The sequence below is a fragment of the Pseudomonas sp. E6002 genome, assembly GCF_013385565.1.
Classification (GTDB): domain Bacteria; phylum Pseudomonadota; class Gammaproteobacteria; order Pseudomonadales; family Pseudomonadaceae; genus Aquipseudomonas.
Genome location: NZ_JACAPT010000009.1, coordinates 633,083 through 650,683, shown reverse-complemented (window position 1 = coordinate 650,683; position 17,601 = coordinate 633,083). Strand labels below are relative to the sequence as shown.

Below are 17,601 nucleotides of genomic sequence, written 5' to 3'. Positions count from 1 at the left end.
CAGGATTGGTAGCCATTCATGTCTCTCGAAATCGTAATTCTTGCCGCAGGCCAGGGCACCCGCATGCGTTCGGCCCTGCCCAAGGTGCTGCACCCGGTTGCCGGCAACTCCATGCTTGGCCATGTTATCCACAGCGCCCGGCAGCTGGATCCACAGCGCATTCATGTGGTGATCGGCCACGGTGCCGATGTGGTGCGTGAGCGGCTGGCGGCGGATGACCTGAATTTCGTATTGCAGGACAAGCAATTGGGTACCGGGCATGCCACCGCGCAGGCCGTGCCGTTCATCAAGGCCGACACCGTGCTGATCCTCTACGGTGACGTGCCGCTGATCGAAGTGGAAACCTTGCAGCGCCTGCTCAAGCACGTGGTGCCAGGCCAGATGGGCTTGCTCACTGTCGAGTTGGACGACCCGACCGGCTACGGTCGCATCGTGCGCAACGCTGACGGCAAGGTCGCCGCCATCGTCGAGCATAAAGACGCCAGCGAAGCCCAGCGCGCCATCACTGAAGGCAACACCGGCATCCTCGCTGTGCCGGCTGACCGCCTGGCTGACTGGATGAGCCGCTTGTCCAACAACAACGCCCAGGGCGAGTACTACCTGACCGACGTCATCGAGATGGCCGTCAGCGATGGCCTGGTGGTCGCCACCGAACAGCCCCACGACCCGATGGAAGTGCAGGGCGCCAACGACCGCAAGCAACTGGCGGAGCTGGAGCGTCACTACCAACTGCGTGAAGGCCGCCGCCTGATGGCGCTGGGCGTGACGCTGCGTGATCCGGCACGTTTCGATGTGCGGGGTGACGTCACCGTTGGCCGCGACGTGCTGATCGATATTAACGTGATCCTCGAAGGCCGCGTGGTCATTGAAGACGACGTGGTGATCGGGCCGAACTGCGTGATCAAGGACAGCACCCTGCGCAAGGGTGTGGTGATCAAGGCCAACAGCCATATCGACGGTGCGGTGATGGGCGAGGGCAGTGATGCCGGTCCGTTCGCGCGTTTGCGTCCGGGCAGCGTGCTGGGCGCTCGCGCCCATGTGGGTAACTTTGTAGAACTGAAAAACGCCCGGATGGGTGACGACGCCAAGGCCGGCCATCTGGCTTACCTCGGTGATGCAGTGATCGGTGCCCGCAGCAATATCGGCGCAGGCGCCATCACCTGCAATTACGACGGCGCCAACAAGTACCAGACGACCATTGGCGAAGACGTGTTTATCGGCTCCAACAACTCGCTGATCGCCCCCGTCACTATCGGTGATGGTTCAAACACCGCCGCAGGTTCCACCATCAACCAGGATGTGGATAAGTCCCAGTTGGCCGTGGCCCGCGCCCGCCAGCGCAACATCGACGGCTGGAAACGCCCGGTCAAAATCAAAAAGACCTGAGTTATCCACAACCCTGAAACACTGCGGTACTTATGTGGGAGCGGGCTTGCTCGCGAAGGCGGTCTTTCGGTTGATACATGCGCCGACTGACACACCGCCTTCGCGAGCAAGCCCGCTCCCACATTTTTATCTGTGTTGATTCAAAAAACTCAGTCGCATGCTTGACCATTTTGAATGAATAGGTTTTGATTGCCTTCGTTATCTTTCGAAACGAAACTTATCATCACCATGTCGAAACGAAATACACCCCAACGTCGCCACAACATCCTTGCCATGCTCACCGAGCAAGGTGAAGTCAGCGTGGACGAATTGGCCAAGCGTTTCGAAACCTCGGAAGTCACCATCCGCAAGGACCTGGCGGCCCTCGAAAGTAACGGTCTGTTGCTGCGTCGCTACGGTGGCGCCATCACCATGCCTCAGGAACTGGTCGGTGATCCGGCACAGCCCATTTCGGCCTACAAGCGCGCCATCGCCCGTGCGGCCGTCCGGCGTTTGCGGGAACACGCGCGCATCATCATCGACAGCGGCAGCACCACCGCCGCCATGATCCCCGAATTGGGCCACCAGCCCGGCCTGGTGGTGATGACCAACTCCCTGCACGTGGCCAGCGCCTTGAGCGACCTGGAACACGAGCCGGTATTGTTGATGACCGGCGGCACCTGGGACCCGCATTCGGACTCGTTCCAGGGCCAGGTCGCCGAACAGGTACTGCGTTCCTACGATTTCGACCAGCTCTTTATTGGTGCCGATGGCATCGACCTGGAGCGCGGCACCACCACTTTCAACGAATTACTGGGGCTGAGCCGCGTCATGGCCGAAGTCGCCCGCGAAGTGGTGGTGATGGTCGAGTCCGACAAGATTGGCCGCAAGATCCCCAACCTGGAACTGCCCTGGAGCAGCGTCCATACCCTTATTACCGATGATCGCCTGCCACTTGAGGCCCGCGACCAGATTCAAGCCCGCGGCATCACGCTGATTTGCGCGGCAGTCATCTAGGAGAGAAACCATGTGTGGAATTGTTGGCGCAGTCGCTGAACGAAACGTCACTGCCATTTTGCTCGAAGGCCTCAAACGCCTGGAATACCGTGGCTACGACAGCGCCGGTGTGGCGCTCTTTACCAACGCCGGCAAGCTTGAGCGCATGCGTCGCCCGGGCAAGGTCAGCGAACTCGAACAAGCGTTGGCCGGTGAGCCGCTGGTAGGCCGCCTGGGTATCGCCCACACCCGTTGGGCCACCCACGGCGCGCCGTGCGAACGCAATGCTCACCCGCACTTCTCCGGTGACCTGGCGGTTGTGCACAACGGCATCATCGAAAACCACGAAGTGCTGCGTGAACAACTCAAGGGCCAGGGTTATGTCTTCACCTCGGACACCGACACCGAAGTCATCGCCCACCTGCTGAACCACAAGCTCAAGGACATCGGCGACCTGACCAACGCTCTCAAGGCCACCGTCAAGGAACTGCATGGCGCCTATGGCCTGGCCGTGATCAGCGCCAGCCAGCCTGACCGCCTGGTCGCCGCCCGCAGCGGCAGCCCATTGGTGATCGGCCTGGGCCTGGGCGAGAACTTCCTCGCCTCCGACCAACTGGCCCTGCGTCAGGTGACTGACCGCTTCATGTACCTGGAAGAAGGCGACATCGCCGAAATCCGCCGTGAAAGCGTGCAGATCTGGGACGTTGACGGCCAGTCCGTGGAACGTGAGGCCGTGCAGTATCGTGACGGCGCCGAAGCCGCCGACAAGGGCGAGTTCCGCCACTTCATGCTCAAGGAAATCCACGAGCAACCGGCCGTGGTGCAACGCACCCTGGAAGGTCGCCTGAGCCAGAACCAGGTATTGGTGCAAGCCTTCGGCCCGCAAGCTGCCGAGCTGTTCGCCAAAGTGCGCAACGTGCAAATCGTCGCCTGCGGCACCAGCTACCACGCCGGTATGGTCGCCCGTTACTGGCTGGAAGAACTGGCCGGCATCCCGTGCCAGGTCGAAGTCGCCAGCGAATTCCGCTACCGCAAGGTGGTGGTGCAGCCCGACACTCTGTTCGTGACCATCTCCCAGTCCGGCGAAACCGCCGACACCCTGGCCGCCCTGCGCAACGCCAAGGAACTGGGCTTCCTCGGCAGCCTGGCGATCTGCAACGTCGGCATCAGCTCCCTGGTGCGCGAGTCCGACCTGACCCTGCTGACCCAGGCCGGTCGTGAAATCGGCGTGGCATCCACCAAGGCCTTCACCACCCAGTTGGTCGGCCTGTTGTTGCTGACCCTGTCCCTGGGCCAGGTTCGCGGCACGCTGGGCGAAGGCGTCGAGGCACACCTGGTCGAAGAACTGCGCCGCCTGCCGGCCCGCCTGGGTGAAGCCCTGGCCATGGACAGCACCGTGGAGAAAGTCGCTGAGCTGTTCGCCGACAAACACCACACCCTGTTCCTCGGCCGTGGTGCGCAATACCCGGTGGCAATGGAAGGTTCGCTCAAGCTCAAGGAAATCTCCTACATCCACGCCGAAGCCTACCCGGCCGGTGAGCTCAAGCACGGTCCGCTGGCCCTGGTGGATGACGACATGCCAGTCGTTACCGTCGCGCCGAACAACGAACTGCTGGAGAAGCTAAAGTCCAACCTGCAGGAAGTGCGCGCCCGTGGCGGCCAACTGATCGTGTTCGCGGACGAGAAGGCCGGCATGACCAATGGCGAAGGCACCCACGTCATCAACATGCCGCACATCCACGACACCCTGTCGCCGATCCTCTACACCATCCCGCTGCAGCTGCTGTCGTATTACGTCGCTGTGCTGAAGGGCACCGACGTTGACCAGCCGCGTAACCTGGCGAAGTCGGTGACGGTGGAATAAGCCGCACCCGAACCACCAAAACTTGAAGCTACGAAATAAAGTCTGTCGGAACTAAATAAAGTCTGTCGCTGGCGCCTTCGACCCTCCGGCTAAGTCGCCAGTGACGCTTTCTCCGGTGGTTTTGAAGATTAAAAATCTGTCGCAGCGCTCAGGGAGCCGCTTGAAGGCATCACTCATGTAACGGCGTTTTTCGTTTGCTGCCTACGTGGCCGCAGCAACCTCAGGACCTTCTGATGCTTTTGCAGATCCAGCCCGATGAGTCCCTAATCTCGTTTGTGATACGAGCAATTCATATCAATCAGTACTCGTCAGAGAGCTCGCTACTAGATGATCTGTCTCCTCGCAGCGTCTTCGACACCAAGCAGTTACGCAAGATTGCTGGACTTATCGGCTGGCCAGGCTGCTACGGTTTCAACCGGTTGGTTCACAACCACACGTTGTTGGCAGCTAAGCATGTTATCAAGGGCGACCAAGACATCTCCTATTCTGGATCGCTGTACGCTTCGAAGGCGCCCTGCCTAAACGTGCTCAGCTCCGCCTACTGCCCGGACTGTGTCAGGGAGGATTTGGAAAGCCGGGGGTTTTCCTACTGGAGGCGCTACACCTACCCTAATGTGACGGTGTGCCACAAACACAACTCGGTCCTTCTTATGGCAAGTCACGATGCTGGATTGATCCGTACCTACGAACAGCACTTCATCAACCACCCCATGGGAGAGGTTGAGTTGAGCAGGGGCCGCGCTGCAAGGAAAGCAGAACGAGAAAGAGCGAGCCCGCGTGGAACAACGGTCTTCACCCGTGTAGCAGTTGCGCGGAAGCTCTGTCATTGACGTAGTTGTTCACTGGTTGAAAGCAATCCGGCATCAGCGAAGCCCAGAGCTATATGCCAATCGGAGCGTCAAGGAAGTGAGGCGTCCAGCGCGTTTTTGAAGTCAAATGCGTCGCCCCTCAAGGGGTGATCCAGTCTTCCGAACACATTCCGAAGCTCCTGCCGGTAGGCGACTTTTGTTAGTAAGTCGGTCCCCTCGATCACGGCGGTCAGGAATGACGATGCAACATCCGCCATCTTCGGATCGCTCTGGAGCTTTACATAGCTTCGAATGACGATTTCCAGCAAATACGTCTTGAACGAAGCTGACAGTTTTTCACTTGGGATGATGTCTTCCAGCATTGAACCAAGCGCCTTGGTGGCTTGCTTGGAGATGTAGTGGCGATCAAAGCGATCGGCAGAACGGGTTGCCTGCGGGATTTCTGAATCATCCATGCGCGCGCACTGCTCAGCCCAATCCGTGGCGATGCTGACCAGGCGGCAAAGGAGGTAGTGAAAAGGCGTTGGCCACTCCTGATAGGCCTCTTTGTCGGGTGGCCCAGACATTTTTTTGAGGATCTTTTCGGCAAAGTCTCCAAAGTAGTGGAGCCACATGTGGTCTTGCAGCCCTTGATGGATGCCTTCGTGCACCATGATCTCAAAGAGTGTGATGCCCGAATTGATCGGGCAGCGAAATCGCCCTGTCTCCTGGTAGGAACCTAGCGGCTCGTTGAGCTTATCGGACAATTGTCTTTCTTCATCCAATCGGCGGCGTACTGAGTCACCGATGGCAGCATCCAAGCCGTTCTTCACCGCCGTGGCTGCATCGGCAAAGAAGAAGCGAAGCAGCCGATTGCTCTCCGGCAGATACAGGCGGCTTCCGCCATTCAGGTTTTGATTGTTCTTCAGCTCGACGTAGAGGCGACTTCCCGGCGCGCCCAGCAACGCATCAATGTAAATTGTAATGAAGTCGGAGCGTATCGCCTCGTCCGTTTCAAGGAGCTTGAGGCAGAAATGCGGGTGGGCCTGCGCCAAGTGAACGGTTAGCTCAGGTGAGGTAACGAGGTTCAGTAGGATTTCACGGGCTTGCGTACTGGCCTCGTCCCGAGCCATTCGCCAAGACTTCACTTTGTGCAACATGCCACGCCAGTGCTTGCGCCAAGCTGATAGGGGGGCTGCGGCTTCCCCGCGTAAGAGCACTGCGAGGTCAATCTTGGGCTTGTCGAGGCCATCAATCCAGCGCACCAGCCAGGATTGCTGCTGTGTCAGCGAAATGAGTTTCAGCAGTTGCGGTTCGACCAGCACTACCAGCTCGTCGTAGCGCTTGGTGAGGTGCAAGTTCTCAATCAACTCACGAAAGACATGGACTCTGCTTCGAGCAAGCCTAGGAAACCGTGTTCGCCAAAAAAAGTAGAGAGCAGTCGAAAGCAGAAGCAGATAAACCGCACTGGGACTGTCGAGTCCCCATTTCCAAGGACCCAGGCTGTAGTACAGCCCAAGCTGCTCCAAAGCGGGGGCAAACACTAGATAGTGGACGAGAAGAAAGGCCGATATACCGACAACCGAATCTACCCAAGTTGTGCAGAAACGAAATCGAAGTCTGCTGGTAGGAGAGATCAGCGCCCACACTGCGGCGATAACGCCCAATATGGTGAGCAAGCTGGTGGTGTCAATCTGGGTAGGAGCTGTCATAGGGTAATCATTTCTCGTCCATTCTTTTACTGACAAGGCCACATGCGCCTAGCGAAAATTTGTCAGACATACATTGGGCGCAAGCAAACAACGCCTTGATCCAGGTTGCTCCAAGGCTTGATCCGAAAACAGCGCGAAGTCTCAAGGTTCACAGCTAGCCCTGTTTGGAGAAGGACGCCGTTGCAAGTCCTGCTACGAGATGAGGTTCAGCCTGCGCGCCTTGACCATAGCCATTAATGTAGGCGCCAGCGCCGAATTGACTCAGTTGCCGGGACCGCTGTCCCATTCAACATCCTCGCGTACCGCTACCTTTGCTAGATTTGTGTTGATCTAAAGGTGGGATAGTCTCACGTGAGCACAAGTGTCAATTTAGCCTTAGCGTTAAGACGTTGATTATGAAAGCGGCTGATCGTTTTGCTTTGGGCTCATATAGGCATGTTGCTGCGTCCAGTCAATGCTGGAAGGCGACCGACCTGCGCGCAGTGGGTATAGCCAGGACGCCTGACTGCAATGCTTGAGATCAAGGTAGTAGTTGGGGTGGTGGTCCCACATCGCAGATTCGTCAATCGGCGCCGTGCAGTTGTATTCGCTGAATTGCAAGTTTTTACTCTCGTTGAGAAATTTGACGAAACCTTCTAGGCAACTATGGCCACCACCACCCATATGGCCATTGAGATAAAAGCGACCGCTATACCCCGCGGCAATGCTTAGTTTGTCGTCCTTGCATCTGAACATCAGCAAGGTACCGTCATGTCGGCCTGGATTACCTTCGGCATCCTCAGAGGTGCAGAGCCGGACTAGCTTGATACTGATACCGGTGCCTCTGATAGCTGGCTCGAAAAACTCGCGATATTCACCGCCAATTTCTGGGTAAGGGAACATAGTGCTAGAGCCGTTGATAAGCCACTCCAGGTTGCACCCATAGCGATCAGCAATACGTATGGCCAGATCAAATGGCAGCGCTTCACGACCGTCGATGCAGTTCATCAGCGTTGCCGGCGACGGTTCCCCCAAGGCCAAGGCCAAGTGAGGCAAATCGCTGCGCTCGCCCCAAGAAAAAACGTTGTCTTCGCGCAAGCGCGCAAATAGCGCTTGCAAGCGCTGGCCTGTAGAGCACTGCCAGGATTCACACAAGGATGCCTCCTCAGGTTTGGGTACTTTGAGAGATTCAAGGTAGCGCGCCAAACCAAACCGGGTTTCCCCCTCTAGCGAGCGTTCATGCCTGGCAGCTGATTGGATCAGCAGTTGGTGCAAGTTATCAGGAAAGTCGCGAACGCTTAATCTGGCCATGGATGATACTCGCTGTCATTTTGAGGGCATTTTGCTGGCGTGGCGGCATAATAGCGACAAAATGACGGCAAGCGCTACCTATTGCGGTTTAATCTGGATAGTCACCTTACTAAGGCCAAATAACAGATTGAGTGGGAGGCGGGATTGCATCCGCCGCCATCTTGTTGAGGCCTATGCGGGATTGACCCACTTACCGGCTCGAGGCTGCCTTCAAGTTGGCGCCACTTCCGCAATCGCAATGTTTCGAGATTCAGTTAGGTCAGTGACATCTCGGCTTCAGGGTCAATTTAGCGTCAGCGCCAACATGTAGCGGCAGGCGGATACCAGAGGCATTGACTGACGGTTGGAGATGATCATTACTTGATCAATGTCAGAAATAAAAATAAACTTCTGACATTAGAATCGCGAGAGTTATTTAAGCCCTATGAAGACCCTCCCCGAATCGATCCTAGACCACAGCAGGCGTCTGCCTGAGGGTGGCTTACTGAGTCCCAAAGAGTTTCTACACTTGGGGAGCCGGGCTGCTGTAGATCAGGCGCTTTCACGATTGGCGAAGGCTGGGCAGCTCATTCGCGCGGCTCGTGGGCTTTACCTAGCCGCCATTACAGACCTGGGTAAGCAAGCAACGCCGTCGATGGATAAGGTTGTTAGCGCCCTGGCTTCGAAGAATCAGGAAGAGATCGTTCTTGATGGGGCGCGCTCTGCAAAGATGCTGGGCCTGTCGGCGCAAGCCCTAGATGGGAACGTGTTTCTCAGCAATGGGCGTACTCGGACGCTTAAAGTGGGAGATGCAACGGCGGAGATAAGACACGCCCCTCGCTGGTTGCTAGCGCTTGGTTCAACAACCGCCGGAGCTGCAATTCGAGCCTTGGCTTGGATGGGTGAGCGGCGTATAGGTGAGGTGATGGAAACGCTGCGTAAACAGCTGACTCCCATCGACTGGCAGGCGTTGAGCTCGGTGCGGTCGCTACTGCCATCTTGGATGGCTCTTGCAATCGGTCGAGAGGTGGGGTGACAGGTGCAGCTCGGCGGAATTTCGGGAGGGGCCATTTAAGACCACTCCAACATGAACTAGGCTACGACGCCATGCCAGCTGCCCGGCTCCAAAGTGTTAGCACGTGTGTGTACAGATGTTGAATTGGGAATGGAGTGCCTGATTATGAAAATCAAAATGCGAGACAAGTTATTGGAGATTATGTAGTCGTGACAGGGTTGTCGACGTCTATATAAGTTTATTAATCAATAACTTAGAAGGTGGTGATTATGGCAAATGGAAAAATTCTCCGTCAGCTGTTCCGAGCAGGTACCGCTGGCGATGCCGATGCGTTTCGTCTTGCCTCTAAAGCGGTTATTGAGGAGGAGCGGCAGAAGCAGCATCATCTTCTGGCTAACGATCTGGAGCAGATCCTCTACGGCAGCGATTTGAATCTCAAGGCATGCAGTAATACGCCACGAGCTCACTACGACGTTCCCGTAGACAAGGAGCGTGGTTTACCACTGCTCGATATAAGAACTCCAAAGCGGTCTCTTGATGAAGTGATACTTCCCCCCAGTAGTTCCGCTGCATTGGAGGAGATCCTTGAGGAGAACCGGCGTGCTGATGTGCTGCGCAGCTACGGCATGAAGCCCGCTGGCAAGGTGATTTTCTTCGGCCCACCCGGCTGCGGAAAGACGCTTGCTGCAGAGGTCGTGGCCTTCGAGCTTGATCGACCTTTAGCTATCGTCCGCTTGGATGCATTGATGTCCTCGTTCTTGGGCGAAACGGCAGCCAACCTTCGTAAGGTCTTCGATTTTATCGCCCAACATCCGTTTGTTGTTCTCTTCGATGAGTTCGATGCCATCGGTAAAGAACGTGGTGATAGTGGCGACCATGGCGAACTAAGACGTGTTGTGAACGCGGTCCTTCAGATGATGGACTCATACGAAGGTCTTAGTTTGATCCTGGCGGCTACCAACCATGAGAAGATCTTAGACTCTGCCATTTGGCGGCGATTCGATGAGTCGATCGAGTTTCCGCTTCCGGATGAAAAGCAGTTGAAGGAGATCTTGTTGCTGAAACTGCGAGGGATCCGTCGTCAATTCGAGATTGACGACAAAGAAGTATTGAAGGAGTTTAAAGGTAAGAGCGGCGCGGATATCGAGCGGGTTATTCGCCGCGCCGCCAAACGGATGATCCTGCGAGAGCAAGAGTTTCTGACCATCAAGGAGCTTAAAAGCGCTCTTGTGCGGGAGGACCTCAGAAAGTCCTAAAACATAAATTTTCAAGGAAGAAGCTGTGGCAACCTACAAGCATCTGAGCATTACACGTGAAGTTCTGGATAACTCGCGTCGGACCAAAAGCCCCCCTCACTTCGTCACCCGCGAAGATCGGCTTGGTCACGGTCAAAAGCTCAACGGTTACTTCGCCACAGCGGAGGGGCTGGCCAAGAAGCAAATTGGCTCTTCAGACAAATCCCCTTACGTTCTAAAGCTGGAGTACGAGGGCGCATTGACCTTCGCCAACCTGAATACGCATGGGTTGGAGTTTATCAGCCAAGAAGGCAAGCAACTCTGCGTAGTGTTCGCGAGCGAAGAGGGTTTGGCAAAATTTACCGCCCATCTACAAAAGCTGGGTGTCATGGACGCCAACTTGACCCATCGCCAGATTCTCGAGGCTATTGCAGGTGTAGATGCCTGGTCCGCAGAAGATCGGAAGAGTTGGGCTCTTAAGAATATAGGGTTGCCAGACACCCCCACCTTCAAGCTCGATGTCGAACTGTGGCCTATTCAGGTTGCGCATCACCCAAGTCGTGTTCAGCTCACGACCTCTTTCGAGACCTGGCTAGCCACCGAGCACATCAAGAGGCTCGACAGAATCAACCTGGACAGCCTGCTCATGTATCGGGTCGAGGTCACCCCCGAGCAAGCACAGTTGCTGCTTAACCAGCGCGATGTTCGCCTGGTGGACCTCATCCCAGCCACTGGGATTAGCATCCAACAGCTGAACCGAGACATCAATGAGTTGCCTCTCAACATCCCGCCACCACCTAATGACGCAGCCCGAGTTTGCATTCTAGACAGCGGCATTAACGGGAATCATCCCCTCCTAAAGCCTGCAATGGCTGAGAGCGCCTCATTTGTCGATGAAGAGGGGGATGCAGATGAAGCGGGTCACGGCACCGCTGTGGCCGGCGTTGCACTGTATGGCGACGTGGAGGGTTGTAACAACTCGAATTTCTGGAAGCCGGAGTTCTGGCTCTTCAATGGAAAAGTCATGAAGAAATGTCCGCATACAGGTAATGCGGTCTACGACGAACTCACACTCGAGGTATCGCTGACAAAGGCTGTAGAGCATTTCGTCGAACTCGGATGCCGGATCTTCAACCTCTCGCTAGGCAACAATAATGCTCCCTACGATGGTGCGCATGTCAGAGGGCTAGCCTATATCCTGGATGTCCTTTCCCGGCGGTACAACATCTTGTTCGTAGTCTCTACGGGCAATTTCTGTGGCTCCGAAAGCCCACCAGTCCCAACCAACAGTTGGCGCGACGAGTACCCGGAGTACCTAATCGCTGCCCAGAGCGCCATCATCGACCCCGCACCTGCAATGATGGTGTTGACGGTGGGGAGCATCTCCCGACACAACTCTACGATTGACAGCCAGAAGTATCCGGAGATTTACCATCTTTCACCTGCATCGGAAAACCAACCATCTCCCTTCACTCGGCACGGCCCGTCGGTAAAAGGGGCGATCAAGCCCGAGCTCGTTGCGGCCGGCGGCAATCTCGCCAGCCCTATGAGGCAAGCAAACGCACAATGGGCGCCGCACATGCGAGGTTTGGGCGTGTTAACGCTCAACCACCAGTGGACGGGGAATACGGTTTTCAAGGAAATAAGCGGGACCAGTTTGGCGGCGCCGTACATCACTCACCTAGCCGGGCGCCTGCTGAACGCTTACCCGACGGCGTCTGCGAACATGCTTCGCGCAATGCTGGTGAATCAGGCTTATCTGCCGGATGCGGTCACCTCGACGTTTTCGCAGGAGTTTCGAAAGAGTTACAAGAAGGCGAAAGCCACCTGGAACCGTGACGTAGAAAGGGATGTGGCCGGCTATGGTGTGGTGAGTGAGGCTGATCTTTTTAGGTCTTCCGATAACGTCGTGGTGTTGATGTCAGAGGAAACCATCGAGAACGACGGATGCCAGTTCTTCGAACTGCCGTTGCCGGAGGACTATTTGCGCTCCGCTCGAGGGACCCGAGAGCTTTCAATAACACTGGCTTACTCGCCAGTAGTCCGGACTACCCGGATTGAATATCTGGCTACCCAAATTTATTACCGCTTGGTCACGGGCACCTCGCTGGAGGAGGTACAGAAACACTTTAGCCAGGAGATGAAAAAGAAGACGGAGGTACTCAAAGAGGCCAGGGACACAAATCGCGACATTCCCGCCCAAATGAGAAACCATGGCACGGTTCAGTCTTCTCGCTGGACGTTCAAACAAGGGAAACCCGGCGAGAAGTGGTTTGTGGTCGTAGTCAGGCAGGATCGTGACTGGAATCCCTCGGCTGCAGAAAAGGAACAGTATTCACTGGTGGTTACTGTGGCCGACCGCGACAACGAGCGGGCTCAACTCTACACCCAAATCCAGACGCGAATAGATCAGCAGGCTGTGGTCAGGGAGCAGCAAAGGGCTAAGATGACTGCTGTTCGATTACAAAACTGAGGGTGATCGACATTCGCTGTGATTCCTCTCCAGTAGGTATCCCCAAGCCTGCGGGATAATGCGATCTTCGACGGATTCGTGCGGCGAGTTCCCCGGCTCGCTGGATGTCATCTATGATGGGTAAGGCGAATGGCCACTCCCGCAGCTCTCCTTTAGAGCCAGGTGAGGCGCTACAAATGGATTTCGCCTCACTCATAGATGACGATCAGAGGATACCGGTCGGTGAAAATCAGAAAGATCGTGATCAAGAACTTTCGAGGGGTGAAAGCGCTTGATTGGAACGTGCCAACAGCCGACATTTGTTGCCTTATAGGCAAGGGCGACTCCTCAAAATCCACCATCCTAGAAGCCATCCGTTACACGTTCCATCCCCAGTGGAATCTTGCTCTCAGCGACTCAGATTTTTACCAATGCAAGATCGCTGATCCCATTGTCATTGAGATCACAATCGGGCATTTGGCAGCTGACTTCTGTGCACTCAATAAGTACGGACTTCACCTGAGGGGCTGGGATGCTGCAGCTCAGAAGCTTCATGACGAGCCAGATGATCATTTTGAAAGCGTAGTGACCGCCCGGCTTACCGTCGAAAAGGACCTGGAGCCGAAGTGGACAGTCGTGTGTGATCGCAATCCTGACGGAGTGCAGTTCAAGCAGGCAGACAGAAACAAGGTCGGCGTGGGCCTCATCGGAGTATTTAGTGAACGAGAGCTTTCCTGGGCAAACGGAACTGCTCTTGCCAAGCTGACCGCGGCGCAGAGCTTGAGCGAGCTATTGGCCAATGCATCGAGGACCGCGAGAGGTTCACTCGATGTCGACCGCGCTGTCACCCTGACAAACTTCGACAATGCAGCAACCAAATCACAAGAGATTGCGAAGCTCTTGGGTGTCCCTGTACTTGATGCCTATAAGGCCCATCTCGACTTGGCGTCCATCAACCTGAAAGTTGGCGGTCTTTCCCTGCATGACGGCGAAATCCCGTTACGCCAGTTAGGTCTGGGATCTCGCCGAATGCTTCAGTGTGGAATCCAGAAAGCAGGTCTGGAGGAAGGCCATATCACCTTGTTCGATGAGTTGGAGTTCGGCCTCGAGCCCCATCGCATTACGCGTCTCATCAAGCACATTAGGGAGGACAAACGTGGGCAGTATTTCCTAACCACTCATTCGCCCATGGTGCTTCGCGAACTCACGGTGCAGGACCTTCATATCGTCCACAGTCAGGGCGGGGTCGTGACGATCGTCTCTGCTGCCGAGAAGGGCCTCGAAGAGCATGAGGTTCAGGGGAAGATTCGCTCTAGCGCTGAAGCATTCTTGGCCAAAAAGGTCGTCGTATGTGAAGGCGCTACCGAGGTAGGTTTCATAAGAGGCTTTGACGATCACCAACTCGAGAATGGGCAAGATCCATTGTCGTATCACGGTGTGGCGTTGCTGGACGCCAAGGGGGCCAGCAAAGTGAAGGGCATGGCCATTGCCTTCAAAAAACTTGGCTATGACGTGTCGGTGCTAGCTGATGGCGATGCCGAGAAGCAGTTCTCAGCCGCTGATGCTGCTGGGCTTGTGGCGTTAGGAATTCCCTCCTACGTCTGGAGCGACAAACTTTCGCTTGAGGAACGGGCTTTTGCAGATCTGCCCTGGGCTTCCGTACTTGCCAGTTTGACGCTTGCCGGAGTCGAACTTTTCTACTCGGTATACGATCAAGTGCGATCGCAGTATCAGGACGTGCTCGACCCTGACATCAGCGAGTGGCGGGATAGCCCCAAGCTGCGGACTGCAATTGGTGCTGCAGCAAAGACTGCGGGGTGGTTCAAGGACACTACTAGAGGCGACCAGTGGTTCAAGTCGGTGAGTGCTGCTTTCAACGATCCCGTGTTCGGCAAAACAAATCTCGCCGTAGAGTTGGGAAGGCTTTGGGAGTGGGCCAAGCGTGTCTGAAGACCTCGCAATCAAGCTCAACGACTGTACCTCCAAGGGCTATTTAATCGCGCCAGCGGGGTTTGGAAAGACTCACCTCATCGCAATGGCAGTGCGAGCGTCCAGCGGCCGGCAGCTTATCCTGACGCACACCTTTGCCGGCGTGAACTCGATAAAAATGAAGATGGCAAACTTGGGCGTTCGCGGTTCCCAGTACCAGGTCGATACGATCGCGAGTTGGGCACTTCGCCTCTGTTTGGCATACCCGAAGGCATCAGGGTGGAAAATTGAAAACCCGACCAGCAAACAGTGGAGTAAGTTGTACGAGTGCTGCACCCGTTTGCTGAGCAAAAGGTTCATCCGTGAGGCGGTGTCGTCAAGCTACATAGGTCTCTACGTCGACGAGTATCAAGACTGCTCAGACCTGCAACACGATCTGGTGTGTAGCCTGGCGGAGTTCCTCCCAAGCCGGATTTTGGGTGACCCCCTGCAAGCCATATTCGATTTTGACGACGGCAAGCCCGTTGATTGGGAAGCCAGCATCTATCCCGAATTTGATTGCTTGGGACGGCTGGAGGTCCCTTGGCGGTGGATCAACGCGAAGAGTCCGGCCCTCGGCGAGTGGCTAAAAGAGACAAGGCGAAAGATTGAGCTCGGCCAAAAGATTGACCTTCTTGCCAAACTGCCACCAAGCGTAATCAGTGTCCACACCCAGCCCGAGTATCTAGCCGCTAAACAGTACTCAGCGCTCTGTGGGCTGTTGAACCATAATGAGAGCGTCATCGCCCTGCACGGTGGCGATCAGCAGTCCAAGAACAAAACGCACCTCTTGGCGAAATCTATGGCCGGACGCTTTTCGTCAATCGAGGAAATCGAAGGGAAAGATCTGCACTTATTCCTTAAAAAGCTTGCGGCAGCAAAGACTGCTCAGGCGGGCTTTCTCCTTGCCCTGAAGTTCGCAACGAAGTGCTTCACAGGTGTAACTCGCACGCTAACGGCAGGCACAAAGCGTGGTGAGGTTACCAACCTTCGCAAGACAACGAAGTACCCACTCGTGCTTCAAGCCGCGAATGACTATTTGTCTGACCAGTCGAGCAGCTATCTCAAGGCATTTTTCCAAACCTTGAAGAGCAACCCTGAAACATCAGCCTATCGCCGTGACTTACTCTATCGTTTCTTGAACGTGCTCAAGATTCATGTTGATGGTCAAGCTACGACGCTCGTGGAGGCCGGTATTCTTTACCAGCGCGAGATGAGGCACTCGGGGCGGCCGATCAGCCATCGTAAGCTGATTGGAACCACATTGCTGGTCAAGGGCCTTGAGTATGATCACGCCGTCATTCTTGATGCCGACTCGCTTGATGCGAAGGATTTGTACGTCGCGATGACCCGAGGAGCGAAATCTCTAACCATCATCGGGACAGCTCGGCATCTACCTGCTTGAATACCTATTCAGTTTTGAACATTTTGGATCGGTCACCAATATCCATCGTTCAGTACCTGCACAGGAGCAGTATTCAATATGGAAGGCGAGATGAATGAATTGGAACTGAGACCGCGGGTGTTCGTCTCCGACCTCATCCAGCTCGGCGATATTGTCCTGACAACCACGCCCGACCCCATGAGCAAAACGATCCGTAAGGCCATTGGTGCGGACATCTCTCACGCTATGATTTGTGTGGGGAAGTCGAGTGTGATCGATTCTACTGGTGACGGTGTACATGCACGCAATCTCGAGCGTCTGATACTTGAGCCAGGCTGCGCTGGTCATGTTCTTCGTCCGGTTGCACCCCTGACTACTGACCAACTGCACTCTATTATCGCCTTCGCCAGAGCTGCGGTTGGTACTCGATACACCAAGATCGGCGCCGCCAAGAGTGTATTGGCTGGTTTTGTGGCCGGTCGGAGGCAGTTCTGCTCGCGATTGGTCGCGCAGGCTTATCACAGGGCTGGGGCGAACCTAGTCCCGGATGCTGACTTTTGCCATCCAGGGGAGTTACTGAATAGCGCGGCGCTTTTTGAGGTTCCGAATGTACTGAGAGATCTCAATGCGGAAGAAGAGGCTGGCTGGCGTGAAAATGTTGACCACGTGCAGGTTATGCGGGATTCAACCAATGCCTTGCTTCGGGAAGCCCGAATGCTGTCCTCTGAGATTGAATCACTCAACGACATTGATGCATACCTAGTGGACCATCAGGAGGCAGATGATCACCTAGTAAAAGCTCTGAGAACTTCAAGGTATCTGGAACTGTGGAAGGATGAGTTTGAAAGGAATGCTTGGCAGTATCACGTCGCCTTCATGGAGGGATACAAAAGCTCGGCGGAGCACAAGCAGAGATACTGTGAAGAGCTGCTGGCAAGCGAAAAGTTAGGGCAAAACCGTTTTGTCCTGAACCATGCGGGCTACGTGACTGTGAACGCATTGCATCCGCGCCAGTATTTCGCTCTGAAGATAAAGCTTTACGAGCTTTTGACACAGCTACATGATCGTCGCATTAGGGCGGCAACTACTTGGCTTGAGCGTAAGGGGCTGCTTAAGCCGGAGCCTCGCACGCTGCTTCGTCCGCACACGCCGGAATGGTTCGCTTCGCTGCGCGAGTGGGACCCAAAGCAGGCTGCGATGACGGAAGCGGCCATCCGGGTAGCCGGAAGTTTGGATGTGTGCACAGTCTGTGCAGACGAGCCAGTCTGCGATTATGTCCTCTTGAGTGTTCCACCGGCTGGACCTGGGACGTGTCGACTTTGCGGCGACTGCTTCCGCATCCGCTCTATTGACGAACCAATGAAGACTTTCTAGCCGCAAGCGAGGCGGCTGCGCCCCACACGTCAGCCGAGCGTCCACAAGGGTGTTGGCACCGATGTGGAATTAACCTAGTTTCCGAGGTGCCGCTGACCCAGCCTGATTCTTCCCGGCCATTGCCTGTGCTGGGTTTATGCCGATCTAGAGGTGGGTTAGTCGGCGTCGGCACATGGGTC

12 protein-coding genes are annotated in these 17,601 nt (G+C 55.6%); 10 read left to right on the top strand and 2 right to left on the bottom strand.

The features are described 5' to 3' along the window. Window positions 1-18 precede the first annotated feature (18 nt). From glmU to HX815_RS09235, 4 genes are all read left to right on the top strand, one after another. On the top strand, window positions 19-1,386 hold the full coding sequence (glmU, locus tag HX815_RS09250; protein WP_102370203.1) for a bifunctional UDP-N-acetylglucosamine diphosphorylase/glucosamine-1-phosphate N-acetyltransferase GlmU: 1,368 nt from the start codon (window positions 19-21) through the stop codon (window positions 1,384-1,386). 228 nt (window positions 1,387-1,614) lie between these two features. Further along, window positions 1,615-2,382, top strand: a complete 768-nt coding sequence (locus HX815_RS09245) for a DeoR/GlpR family DNA-binding transcription regulator (RefSeq protein ID WP_003213539.1) — start codon at window positions 1,615-1,617, stop codon at window positions 2,380-2,382. A 10-nt stretch (window positions 2,383-2,392) separates the two neighbouring features. Continuing rightward, window positions 2,393-4,225, top strand: a complete 1,833-nt coding sequence (glmS, locus tag HX815_RS09240) for a glutamine--fructose-6-phosphate transaminase (isomerizing) (RefSeq protein WP_003213537.1) — start codon at window positions 2,393-2,395, stop codon at window positions 4,223-4,225. 233 nt (window positions 4,226-4,458) lie between these two features. Next, window positions 4,459-5,055 carry a TniQ family protein gene (locus tag HX815_RS09235; protein WP_177028102.1) on the top strand — a complete coding sequence of 199 codons (597 nt, stop codon included), beginning with the start codon at window positions 4,459-4,461 and terminating at the stop codon, window positions 5,053-5,055. A gap of 68 nt (window positions 5,056-5,123) precedes the next feature. Here HX815_RS09235 and HX815_RS09230 read toward each other — a convergent pair whose 3' ends face one another. Then, window positions 5,124-6,725, bottom strand: a complete 1,602-nt coding sequence (locus HX815_RS09230; protein WP_177028101.1) for a hypothetical protein — start codon at window positions 6,723-6,725, stop codon at window positions 5,124-5,126. 393 nt (window positions 6,726-7,118) lie between these two features. Further along, complete coding sequence (locus HX815_RS09225) at window positions 7,119-8,015, bottom strand: hypothetical protein (protein WP_177028100.1); 897 nt, start codon at window positions 8,013-8,015, stop codon at window positions 7,119-7,121. Between the two features lie 424 nt (window positions 8,016-8,439). Between HX815_RS09225 and HX815_RS31585 the strand changes: the two genes are divergently transcribed. From HX815_RS31585 to HX815_RS09200, 6 genes are all read left to right on the top strand, one after another. Next, the gene (locus HX815_RS31585; protein ID WP_256351071.1) at window positions 8,440-9,030 is read left to right on the top strand and encodes a DUF6088 family protein; all 591 of its coding nucleotides are present in this window, start codon (window positions 8,440-8,442) and stop codon (window positions 9,028-9,030) included. A 248-nt stretch (window positions 9,031-9,278) separates the two neighbouring features. After that, a complete protein-coding gene (locus HX815_RS09220; protein ID WP_177028099.1) occupies window positions 9,279-10,265 on the top strand; it encodes an AAA family ATPase in 987 nt (328 codons plus the stop codon). A gap of 25 nt (window positions 10,266-10,290) precedes the next feature. Next, complete coding sequence (locus HX815_RS09215) at window positions 10,291-12,717, top strand: S8 family peptidase (protein WP_177028098.1); 2,427 nt, start codon at window positions 10,291-10,293, stop codon at window positions 12,715-12,717. A gap of 222 nt (window positions 12,718-12,939) precedes the next feature. Beyond that, window positions 12,940-14,646, top strand: a complete 1,707-nt coding sequence (locus HX815_RS09210) for an ATP-binding protein (RefSeq protein WP_177028097.1) — start codon at window positions 12,940-12,942, stop codon at window positions 14,644-14,646. Continuing rightward, window positions 14,639-16,069, top strand: a complete 1,431-nt coding sequence (locus HX815_RS09205; protein ID WP_177028096.1) for a UvrD-helicase domain-containing protein — start codon at window positions 14,639-14,641, stop codon at window positions 16,067-16,069. The genes HX815_RS09210 and HX815_RS09205 overlap by 8 nt, the downstream gene beginning before the upstream one ends. Before the next feature lie 90 nt (window positions 16,070-16,159). Beyond that, on the top strand, window positions 16,160-17,422 hold the full coding sequence (locus HX815_RS09200; protein WP_256351068.1) for a YiiX/YebB-like N1pC/P60 family cysteine hydrolase: 1,263 nt from the start codon (window positions 16,160-16,162) through the stop codon (window positions 17,420-17,422). Window positions 17,423-17,601 lie beyond the last annotated feature (179 nt).